8 protein-coding genes are annotated in these 11,815 nt (G+C 36.3%); 5 read left to right on the top strand and 3 right to left on the bottom strand.

What is annotated here, in order from left to right; all coding sequences use genetic code 11:
* Positions 1–115: 115 nt before the first annotated feature.
* Genes ACOMC3_RS16005 through ACOMC3_RS15985 form a run of 5 tightly spaced genes read left to right on the top strand, consistent with a single transcriptional unit; the run spans position 116 to position 5,157 of the window.
* The gene (locus ACOMC3_RS16005) at positions 116–1,150 is read left to right on the top strand and encodes an SUMF1/EgtB/PvdO family nonheme iron enzyme (protein WP_420316892.1); all 1,035 of its coding nucleotides are present in this window, start codon (positions 116–118) and stop codon (positions 1,148–1,150) included.
* Positions 1,151–1,190: 40 nt separating this feature from the next.
* Positions 1,191–2,006: a gliding motility protein GldL gene (gene gldL, locus ACOMC3_RS16000; protein ID WP_420316891.1), complete on the top strand. Its 816-nt coding sequence runs from the start codon at positions 1,191–1,193 to the stop codon at positions 2,004–2,006.
* Positions 2,007–2,026: 20 nt separating this feature from the next.
* A complete protein-coding gene (gene gldM / locus ACOMC3_RS15995) occupies positions 2,027–3,658 on the top strand; it encodes a gliding motility protein GldM (protein ID WP_420316890.1) in 1,632 nt (543 codons plus the stop codon).
* 19 nt (positions 3,659–3,677) lie between these two features.
* Complete coding sequence (gene gldN, locus ACOMC3_RS15990) at positions 3,678–4,535, top strand: gliding motility protein GldN (protein WP_420316889.1); 858 nt, start codon at positions 3,678–3,680, stop codon at positions 4,533–4,535.
* 34 nt (positions 4,536–4,569) lie between these two features.
* Positions 4,570–5,157 (top strand): FISUMP domain-containing protein, encoded by a 588-nt coding sequence (locus tag ACOMC3_RS15985; RefSeq protein WP_420316888.1) that lies wholly within the window; start codon positions 4,570–4,572, stop codon positions 5,155–5,157.
* A gap of 13 nt (positions 5,158–5,170) precedes the next feature.
* Here ACOMC3_RS15985 and uvrC read toward each other — a convergent pair whose 3' ends face one another.
* Genes uvrC through ACOMC3_RS15970 form a run of 3 tightly spaced genes read right to left on the bottom strand, consistent with a single transcriptional unit; the run spans position 5,171 to position 11,780 of the window.
* Positions 5,171–6,970: an excinuclease ABC subunit UvrC gene (gene uvrC / locus ACOMC3_RS15980; RefSeq protein WP_420316887.1), complete on the bottom strand. Its 1,800-nt coding sequence runs from the start codon at positions 6,968–6,970 to the stop codon at positions 5,171–5,173.
* Positions 6,970–9,237 (bottom strand): penicillin-binding protein 1A, encoded by a 2,268-nt coding sequence (locus ACOMC3_RS15975; RefSeq protein ID WP_420316886.1) that lies wholly within the window; start codon positions 9,235–9,237, stop codon positions 6,970–6,972. Before ACOMC3_RS15975 ends, uvrC begins: the two co-directional genes overlap by 1 nt.
* A complete protein-coding gene (locus ACOMC3_RS15970) occupies positions 9,234–11,780 on the bottom strand; it encodes a tetratricopeptide repeat protein (protein WP_420316885.1) in 2,547 nt (848 codons plus the stop codon). Before ACOMC3_RS15970 ends, ACOMC3_RS15975 begins: the two co-directional genes overlap by 4 nt.
* Positions 11,781–11,815: the final 35 nt, after the last annotated feature.

The raw sequence follows: 11,815 nt of genomic DNA, 5'->3' as shown, positions 1-11,815 counted from the left end.
GGAAGCAAAACTTGTCCTAAATGGATTTATGATTATATATTTAGGTCGAATATCGTGCAATAATTCTTGCTAAAGTTTGTTTATTTTACATACTTGCATGTTCAATAAAGGTGTTATGAATAAAATGCGTGTTTTAACAATATCAAATTGTGTTATCATTTGCTGCGCCATAATTCTTTCAGGTTGTGGTCTTTTTGGCGGAGATCAAGGTGACAAAGGAGAGCTTATTGGAGCTCCTGATCGGCTAGGCTGGGAAATGACCAGGCCGTATGGAATGGTATCAGTTCCATCTGGTACATTTCACATGGGACAAGCTGATGAGGATGTAGCTGCTACTCAAATCAACTTCAATAAGCAGGTGACTATAGGTGCATTCTTTATGGATGATACCGAAATTACCAATAACGAATACAGACAGTTTACACAAAATCTTCAGGAAAGTTCTGAGATTGACTTGCCTACCGGGTATTCAATTGCAGATTTAATTCCTGATACAACAGTGTGGACAAGAGATTATACCCATCACATGGGAGACCCTCTTGTTGTTTATTATTGGTCACATCCGGCATTCGATGGATATCCTGTTGTGGGAGTCGATTGGAATGCTGCAAAATATTTCTGCGAATGGAGAACCAGCTACTTGAACGATTATAGATCAAGTGTTGGACTACCTGTTATGCCGAATTTCAGATTACCTTCAGAAGCAGAGTGGGAATATGCCTCTCGAGGAGGACGAGACATGGCTAAATATCCATGGGGGAACCCATACATTAGAAATGCAAAAGGATGTTTGCTTGCCAATTTCAAGCCTGGAAGAGGGAACTACTTTGATGATGGTTATGCATACACATCTCCAGTAGGTACTTATTTTGCAAATGAATATGGTCTTTATGACATGGCTGGAAATATAGCTGAGTGGTGTGAAGATGCATACAATCCATCTGCAATGCCTCTTACATGGGATTTAAATCCTACCTACTTTGATGAAAATATTCCTTTCAAGGTAATTAGAGGCGGTTCATGGAAAGATATCGCTTACTACCTAGAAACAGGTACTCGTTCATTCGAACATCAAGACACAACTAGAGCTTCTATTGGGTTTAGATGTGCTATGACTTATCTTGGTAGATCATCAGGATATGAATTTTAAAAAATCAAACGAATAAATTACTAACCTAAATATTATTAAAATGAGCAAAAAAGGCGGATTTTCGGAGCTTCTCTATTCCACTATAATGCCAAAGATTTATGGAATTGGAGCTGCAGTTGTAATTGTGGGGGCAATGTTTAAGATACTTCATATGCCAGGTGCAGCATTAATGCTTGGAGTAGGTTTGACTACAGAAGCAGTTATTTTCTTTTTAAGCGCTTTCGAACCAAAGCATGCTGAGCCAGATTGGGCTAAGGTATACCCTGAATTAGCAGATGACTATGATGGTCCTGCTTCAGCTCCAAGAAAAGCTGTTCCTCAGGCAACAGGTGCTTCTGCACAGATGGATAAAATGTTGGCAGAAGCCAAGGTTGGACCTGAATTAATAAAAAGTTTGGGAGATGGAATGAGAAACATGGCAGAATCAGCTAAGAAGATGTCAAATCTTAGTGATGCAGCAGTAGCTACAAATGAGTACGCTACTAATGTTAAGTCGGCATCAAGGTCTCTTTCTGAGATGAATAAATCTTATGCACAAGCAATGGAGGCTATGTCTGGAATGGCAGATGCAACAAAAGATACCAAAGAGTATCACAGTCAGGTTCAAAATGTTACCAAAAGCCTTGGAGCATTGAATGCTGTATACGAAATGGAATTGAAGGATGCTCAAAGTCATACGAAAGCACTTAATAAATTCTACTCAAATATTAGTGGAGCTTTAGAAAGTATGGCTGAAGCAGGTAAAGAAACCTCGCAGTTTCAATCTGAGTTGAACAAGCTTACTTCGAACATTACTGCTCTTAATAAAGTATACGGTAATATGCTTACCGCAATGAGAGGTGGCAATCAACAATAATCCTTAAAAAAAATTAAATTATGGCAGGAGGAAAAGAAACACCACGGCAGAAAATGATCGGCATGATGTATTTGGTGCTAACCGCATTGTTAGCGTTGAATGTAAGCTCCACGGTCTTAGATAAATTCGCCTTTATTAACGAAAGTTTGGAGCGAGCTAATGCTGAAACATCCGAAAGAAATGCTCGAACAATAAATGGTATGAAATCCGCTGCTAAAGATAAAGGCAACCGTGCCGACGATTTAAAAGTAGTAGCAGATGCTGAAGCCTTGAGAGCAGAGACAACTAGAATCTTAAGAGAGCTAGAGGAATACAAAGAAAGGTTTGTGGACATTACAGGAGGTTACATGGATGGTCATGAAGGAGATCGCAGGTTCATTGTGGGTAAAACAGATTACGATAAGGTTGGTAATTACATGATGCCCGTTGAAGAAGGAGGAGAAGGAAATGGAGCTGAAATGAAGGAAGCTCTTAATGGTTATGCCGATTATATTCAGGAGTTGCTTAAAAAGAATGGAGGAGATGAATCAAAATTAAAGCAATATCATAAGATAGCTCTTGATGCAGAGGAAGATCCAATTTACAGCAAAGATGAAAATCAAAAAGGTAAAAAATGGTCACAGTTAGCTTTTGAAAGTTCTCCAACTCATGCAGGTTTAGCTACAGTCAGTGAATTTCAAGCAAATGTGTTAGCATTTGAAACATCGGCACTTGATTTTTTAGTTAAAAGGGTAGGGTTAAAAGATATTACATTCGATCAGATCAAGCCTGTAATAATGCCTGAATCTAAGTACGTTGCTGCTGGCACACCCTATAGAGCAGATATGTTTATTGCAGCATCAGCTTCAGGCTTAAATGATAAAATGGTAATGACTTACAATGGTGAGAAGGCGCCTGTTGTCGCGGGTGTTGGAAAAGTGGAGTTTACTGCAACACCAGGTAATTACGACAAAGAAGGTAATGCTAGGAAAGAAATAATAGCTTCTATAACTGTTCCACAAGGTGGAGGAACAGATACAACTTTTACAGATACAATAGAGTATTATGTTGTAAGACCGGTAATTCAAATTCAGTCTCAATCAGTCAACGCTTTGTATTTCAATTGTGGTAATGCACTTGATGTTCAAGTTCCTGCCTTAGGAACTTCTTATAATCCATCATTTACTGCAAAAGGTGGTGATGCAATTAAAGGGTCTCAAACTGGTCAAGTGACTGTAGTTCCAAGATCTCAAAAGGTTACTTTAACAGTATCTTCAGGTGGAAATGTCATTGGTTCTAGGGATTTTAGTGTAAGAGGAATCCCTGCTCCAGATATTAAAGTATTTACAGGTGCCGGAGAAGTTAATCTTAAAGAAGGTATTTCAGCGCGAACACCAGAACTTTTCTTAAGAGCAATCCCCGATGAGAGTTTTGCACAATTCTTACCTAATGATGCTAAGTTCAGAGTAGCAGAAGCAGAAATTACATTAGTGAGTGGTGGATTAGGAAGAGGGTCAGTTAGGGCTGGTGAAAAAGTGAATTTAAGAGGGATGCAAGGTAGAAAGGGTGATCAACTAGTAATTGAGATAAAAAAGGTACAAAGACAAAACTTCAGAAAACAAATTGAAGATTTTAAGAAATTCCAACGATTCATTAATATCTCGCTGAAATAATTGTCAGAAAAATAGTGTTATGAAAAAATTAGGTTATGTATTTGTTTTCATTCTTGCCATCACTTCCGTGTATGGACAAGAAGAGTTAGCTCCATTGGTTAAACCAGAAGTGGATGACACTCAAGTTATGTTTAGAAAGACTGTTTGGAGAAGAATGAATATGAAAGAAAAGATGAACCGACCTTTTTTCTCATTGAACGGAGAAATATCCAGATTGTTGATTGAAGCGGTAGATGAGGGTTTGCTTACCCCATATAGATCTGATTCTTGCATAAACTTTATGCCAGACATCATTTTCACCTCTAACATATCAGTTGAAAGAGAGCAGAATCCATTTGTCGGTGGCGGATTCAATTCAGGAGGTTTTGATTCCTTTGATGATGAGTCTAGCAATGACTCAGCAGAGGAACAAAATGAAGAACCACGTCAAGAGGCTATCCCTTCAGATTTGTTTTCTATCCTCTATCTGAGAGAAGATGTAATTTTCGACAGAAATAGATCAAGAATGTACAATTACATTAGATCTTTAAGTCTTGCATTACCAAGAGATGCCGGTTCTCTCTACAATCCTGCTGGATTTGAGAAGAAAGTCGCGCATTTCAGATATGATGATGTTGTTGCATTATTTAGAGGTCCTTATGCTGATAAGGCTATTTATTACAATAATCAAAACCCTGGGCAGCATATGAATATGAGTGATGCATTTGAATTGAGGTTGTTTAGAGCACCAATTACTAAAATTTCAAATGCTAAAAATGATGATATTCGACAAATTTATGCAGATGAAATGGCCAAGGACCCAATGAGTGTAATAGTTATCCAGCAAAAGTATGAGTACGACCTAATGGAGTATGAGTCTGAGCTGTGGGAATATTAATTTTGTATTGTTGCTAAACCTAATCGATCTGAAAATGAAGATGAAATATTTACTCTCATTAATTTTGCTTGCTGGCTATTATATAATTTCAGCTCAAGAATTTGCTGAATTGACTGATTCCAGAGATGGGAAAACCTACAAGATAGTAACAGTTGATATAGAATTAGAAGGGGGAGTTATTATAAATAGGACTTGGATGGCTCAAAATCTGGCCTATGAAGTTCCAGATTCCTTCTGCTATAAAAATGAACCTGCATATTGTGAGGCATTTGGTAGACTCTATACATTTCAAGCAGCCCAAGCTGCATGTCCGGACGGATGGCATGTTCCAACGATAAGTGAATGGAACTTATTGTTTAAAACGTTCGGGGGTATTCATAATGCTGGCATTGCTCTTCAAAAAGGCGGTGAAAGTGGTATTGATCTTGCACTAGGAGGATTTGGTGATCCAGGTAGAGTTTTTAAGAATATTGGAATCAGCGGAAATTATTGGGATGCTGAAAAGAAGTCAGATAATACCTCCGGGCTCATTTCAGTTCAAAAAGGGTCAAAAGAAATTTATCATAGTGTAATAGGTGACTGGCATAGAAACAGTTGTCGATGTATAAAAGACTATAACTAATTAAGAAAGGGGATTAAATATCCCCTTTTTTTATTGCCTCTTGGATGAATGAAGCCTTAGAGGCTCCAATTAATTCAATTAGATCTTTTTGAGAGGACTGTTTCAATCGTTCAACACTTCCAAATTCTTGAAGGATTTGACTTTTAGTTTTATCCCCGATACCTCGTATACCATCAAGTCCTGACACAAGTGACGATTTACTTCTTTTCTGTCTGTGAAATGTGATGGCGAACCTATGTGCCTCATCTCTTAAATGCTGAATCAGTTTTAATGATGGTGACTTTTTGCTAATATGTATTGGTAAGCTATCCTCTGGAAAATATATCTCTTCCAATCTTTTGGCTATTCCCACTATTGGTATTTGGCCATAAATGTCAAGCGATTTCAACGCCTCGCAAGCAGCACTTAGTTGTCCTTTACCTCCATCAATAATAATTAGGTTGGGATAATTTATTTTTTCTTCTTTTAAATATGAATATCTCCTTCCGACAACTTCTTTCATTGAAGCAAAATCATCAGGTCCAATTACAGTCTTAATATTAAATTTTCTATAATCTTTTTTTGATGGCTTCCCATCTTTGAAACATACCATAGAAGCTACTGGATTAGATCCTTGCGTATTGGAATTGTCAAAACACTCTATATGCACGGGCAACTCTGAGAGTTGTAAATCTTCTTTAAGTTTTTTAAGTATTGATTCGTTTGGCTGTATACTTTGTTGAGAATGTCTTTCTTTTTTAAAATAGAGAGCATTCTTATAAGAGAGATCAATCAGTTTTTTCTTATCCCCAATCTTAGGGACAATTATTTCAATACCTTCCCATTCTTCCACATGGATATTGGTGAGAATAAATGGATTATTACTGCTATATTTTTTTCTTAAATCAAAAATCGCAAACCGAAATATATCTTTGTTTACTTCTTCTATCTTCTTTTTAACCTCGATAGTCTCAGAGTTCACGATAGCACCATGTTCGATTTTCATATAGTTTATGAACAGTGAATTACCTTTTTCTGATTGGGTCATTGTAAATACATCCGTTCCGGTAATTTTTTGATTTACGATTAATGATTTGGATTGAAACTTTTCTAAAAGATTAAGCTTTTCCTTGTAAGATTGGGCAAGCTCATATTTTAGTTTTTCTGCTGCAGTTTGCATTTTTTGCTTATAGGATTTACCTACAATACCAGTTTTACCCTTTAAAATCTTTTTAGCTTCTTCAATGTCTTTTAGATAATCACTCTCAGATTGAAGGCCCTCACAAGGACCAAGACAATTACCAATATGATATTCGAGACATATTTTAAATTTCTTTTTCCTAATATTTTCTTCGGAGAGGTTGTATTTACAGGTTCTAATTTTATGGAGTTTTCTAATTAAATCTAAAACTCCATTCATTGCCTTTACGCTAGTGTATGGGCCAAAGTAGTCACCTTTACTATGATCAATCCTCCTGGTAGAATATATTTTTGGGAACCTTTCGTTAGTAACACAAATGCTGGGAAAGCTCTTGTCGTCCTTTAGCAGTATGTTGTAGCGTGGCTGATGCTCTTTTATAAGATTGTTTTCAAGCAACAATGCATCAAATTCAGAAGAAACAATGACATATTCAATTTCTCGAATCTCTGAAACTAACTTGTATGTTTTTCTATTATCGAGATTGGCCTTTGTGAAGTAACTTGATACTCTTTTTTTAAGATTTTTAGCCTTACCTAAATAGATAATTATACCTTGACTATCAAAAAATTTATAAACACCAGGTTTATCAGGGAGCTTAAGGTAATCCTTTCTTGAATATCTATGGGCTTGCATTACATGAAATCATCTTCATCTACTACATCATATTCAACAGTATCTGAAGGATTAATGTTCTCATCATAAAGCTCACAATCTATTACAGTACGTAAGGGCTTGGTAGGTTTTTCGAAAAAGCCCTTTTGATACCCAAGAGACTCGTCATTATAAATCTTAAGCATGTATTTCTCCCAAATTGGCAATGCGGTTCTACCACCTTGTCCCAATACCCATTCACGAAATCTTATACTTCTATCATCACCACCAACCCAAGCACCGGAAACTAAGTCTTTAGTTGCACCTATAAACCATCCATCTGATGCATTCTGTGTAGTGCCGGTTTTCGCGCCAATTTCATTATCAATTTTCATGTTATAATCTAATGCTCGGCCAGTACCTATTTCTACTACTCCTTTCAACATATGAAGCATTAAATAGGCTGTTTCTTCATTGATGGCCTCTTGTTCCTCGGGAACAAATTGCTGAATAACATTTCCATTTTTGTCTTCAATTCTTTCGATAAAATATGGTTTAATATATGTGCCTTTATTGACGAAAGTAGAATACGCACCGACCATTTCATAGATGGAGACATCTCCACCGGCACCTAAACATAAAGAGGGTACTGCATCGAGCCTGCTCTCAATTCCTAATCTCTTCGCATAATCAACTACAGTTGATGGGCCTATTCTATTCATCATGAAGGCAGTGATACTGTTTACAGACTGAGCCATTGCCTGTCTGATTGTCATTACCTCACCAGTGAATCGGCCGTTTGAGTTTTGTGGAACCCAGGTTGGGGGATCTTGCCCAGGCAAACTAAATGATACTGGCGCATCTACAACTGGAAAGCAGGGTGAATAACCATTATCGATGGCGGCAGTGTAAACGATTGGCTTAAATGTAGAGCCTGGTTGTCTTTTCCCTTGCTGTACATGATCAAACTTGAAGTATTGATGATTTATGCCACCAACCCAAGCTTTAATATACCCAGTTCGTGGATCCATTGACATAAAACCAGCCTGAAGAAATCTTTTATAATAGTTTAAGGAATCGTAAGAGCTTAACAATGTATCTATTTCCCCTTCCCATGAAAAAACTGTCATTCTTTTCTTCTTGTTGAGATAATATTCGATGGAGTCATTTTCACTTCCAAATCTTGATCTCAAGCTTTTGTAGGCATTTGTGCGTTTAATTGCGGTCTCTAAAAACTCAGGGATTTCATTATTGTCATTATCAATCCATGGATTTTCTCCGCCCCAATGTTCATTAAATATTTGTTGTAACGTATCCATATGCTCGGCAACTGCTTCTTCTGCATATTGCTGCATTCGACTATCAATAGTAGTATAAATTTTCAAACCATCATCAAACAAATCATAGCCATTTTCTTTTGCCCAATTAACCAGATAATTTTTTGCAACGGTTCTGAAGTAGGTTGCTAAACCCTCGTTTTGATTTTCAACTTTATAATTAAGTTGAATTGAGTCTTTATTTAGTGTATCAAAGCGTATACGATTGATCAAGCCATATTTATGCAGGTTCCATAAAACCTCTGTTCTTTTCCTATGTGCATTTTCAGGGTTTAAAACGGGACTCCATCTTGTGGGTGCATTAATAGCGCCGACAAGTACAGCTGACTCTGGATAATTAAGCTGTGAAGGCAGTTTATTAAAGAATGTTTTGGCTGCTACTTTGATACCATATGAATTACTTCCAAATTCAACAGTATTTAAATACATGGCTAGAATTTCTTCTTTTGTATATGATTTTTCCAGCTGAACGGCAATAATCCATTCTTTCAATTTGGTGATTACCTGTCCAATTGTCCTAAACTTGTAAAGTGATCCTTGTTCTGCAGTATTGGTTTTGAATAGATTTTCAGCCAGTTGCATGGTGATTGTGCTACCACCGCCTTTAAACGAAAAGGTAAGCTTCCCTATTACTGCTCTTGCAAGCCCTCTGAGGTCAATTCCAGAATGATCTTTAAATCTTATATCTTCGGTGACAAGAAGCGTGTTCACAAGTTCCGGTGAAAGCTCATCATAAGTAACTGGTGTCCTGTTTTTTCTAAAATATTTACCAAGTGAAACACCATCAGAGCTTATTAACTCGGATGAAAGATCTGGATCTGGCCGCTCTAATGCCTGTAAACTTGGTAGTCCACCGAACCATCCGAAAGCATCATTTTTAACCATCAGGAAAATGGATGGAATTCCAATCACAGTTAGGATAAAAAGTACCCAGAATACCCTCAATGTGTATTTAATAATCTTGTCCTTCATTTATAATGCTTTTCAAAAAAGGTTACGTATGCTGAAATGTCTTTTGTTTTATAGAAAATGTCAAAATTATCCTCTGTAATAACAAAAACATCAAATTTCTGACCCTTAAATGTCTCACGAAGATCGATCTCATCATTAAACGTATTCATAAAACTTGTTGCTGTACCCTTACCTGGAAAAATATTAATTAAGAGCATTGATTTTTGCTCACTCAGAATAAGATTTCCTGTTTTTAAATTATTGAGGCTTTTCTCATCTAAATATTCATCTACAAGATTCGGCAGTTCAGTAGTCATTTTTGAATCCAAATCGTAAACAATTATGAAAAGATGTTTCTGATTAAAGTCTTCAATAAATCGAGCTTTTGCGCTATTGTATCGCTCTTGCTGAAATGTTTCAGAAGCTGTAAGCAATGACTTAGCGTAGCTATTTAGTTCGCTTTCAGGATAGTTTTTTATGAATTCCCCTAATTCAAACTGATATTTATGATCCTCTTCTGTTGAGCCAATTGCGAGCACTCTGAGCAAAGCAATGTTATCACCAAATTCATTTTCAGTGTGGATGGATAATATGCTATCTGCTGTTATTTTTACATTTTCATATTTTCCAGACTTATATTTTCCATACATGGATTTATATGATTTTTTCAATTGCTCACTTATTGCAAAACTCTCCTCTCTGTAGTTAGGGTTATCTACAAGTTTTGCAAAGATCGTTTCCGGGTATTTTTCTTTAAGAAGATCACCTCTCTTTGCCGATAATTCTAGATTTATCTCTTTATAAAGCAAATAAAGCTGATATAAAACTTCTGCTTCGTAAATAGTTTCAGGAAATCTATTAAGCAAACTTTCAAAGGATTCGGCTGCATTTTCATCCTCTTCTAAGCGCAAATTATAGATGTTACCCAAATTGTAAAGCGCGACTTCAATTTGGGATAGTAATTCCTCTTTTGATTCTTCAGAATAAGGAATATTAGCCATCATCATCCTCGCCTCATCCTCAATGCTTATCTCCTCTTCTTCTTCCCCGGTAGATTCAGAAATTTCATTCGAAATGATTTCTTCTTTAAGCTCATTAACCGGGGCTTTATTTTTTCTTCGCCAGTTGTCTTCAAGTGCCCTATCGCCCCATTTACGGATAAAGTCATTTCTTCCACGACTCAATGCATTAGAATTGTTGAAATACCACACTGAGCCAGCACTTGCTGTCGTGATGAGGTTGTCTCCTGCATTTTGTGAAATATTTCTTGCCCTGTTAACCGCTGCTTCTTTTTCCTTTTTCTTCCTCTCTTTTTCGGAGGCTCTTTTCATCTCAATTTGAGCACTAAACCTTGCTAAAATTGTATCTTCTGGTAAAGAAGCAAGATGCAATAAACTATCATTGGTTTGAATGGTAACTATTTGTTCAACAAAATCAACCAATATTTCTTGCCTCTGCTTTATCGATTCATAATTATCCTCATCTTTTGGCATTGAATTTACAGTACTGTCATAATAGCTCTTTGCCAGCACAAAATTTTTAATTGAGTCGTAATAGATTTTGCCTAAACTGAGATAAGAGTATGCTTTCTGGCGGTTATTATTTGTACTACTCCTGATGGAAGATTTATAGTTAGCAATGGCTTCATTGATGTTTCCATTTTTTAATTCAAAGCCAGCCAACTCATAGTAGATCTTGTCCTTATATTCCTTGTTCTTAGGATCTTTGATTAGATTTCTGAAATACTTTTGAATCTTTTTTAAGTCTCCCTGATCGGCAAGCTCAGTCACTTGAGCCATATAAAGTTTTGCATAGAATTCAAGTTCATAATTGGGATTGTTCTTAAGGACATTTTTATAGTATCTAAACGCCTCACTTTCAAAATCAAGATTGTGAAAAGTCTGACCGATAATAAAATTGATTCTTGCTTTGTCGGATGAGTTAAGTAATTCTTCAGCTTTGACTAAACTCCCAACCATTTTGTTTTCGTCTCCTTTCTTTTGATAGAGATAGGCAGTATTAAGATGTAATCTTCTTAGGTTTTCTCTGTTTAAATCCTCTTTTGCTAAATAATCCGTTACTGCTATTGCATTTTTATATTCTTCAAATTCAGTAAAACTTCGGATTAATTCAGTGAGTGCATAATGCCTTTCGTTATCATTTTCACTATGAGTGTTTACATATTTGAAGGTTTCAATTGCATCGGGAAATTCTGAAGCATAATGGCGTGCCTTTCCAACAAGAATGTAGCTATCATCTTCCCATTTACTATTCGGATGTCTTTGAATTGCAATGGATGCTTTTTGTATACAATCCTCAACTTGTGTTTTAAGAGATGCCGATTTTGTCGAATCAAACTGTGGATGAATTGGGAGAACTTTGTTATAATTCCATTCCTGGTCATCAAAAATTGATTTCTCAATCTCCTTGATTCTCTCATTTGCAATGAAATAAGCATTATAGTGAGCCGTTAGGTCATGAAATGAGTTACTTAGCGGATTATTTTTATATGGGGAACACCCTACGACTATAACAAGTAAACAAATGCAGACTATTTTTTTCAAAATTAATTTAGACTGGTTCGATAAATAACGATCTC

The organism is Ekhidna sp. (assembly GCF_965212185.1).
In the GTDB taxonomy this organism is placed as follows: Bacteria; Bacteroidota; Bacteroidia; order Cytophagales; family Cyclobacteriaceae; genus Ekhidna.
This window is presented reverse-complemented; position numbering and strand designations above follow the sequence as displayed.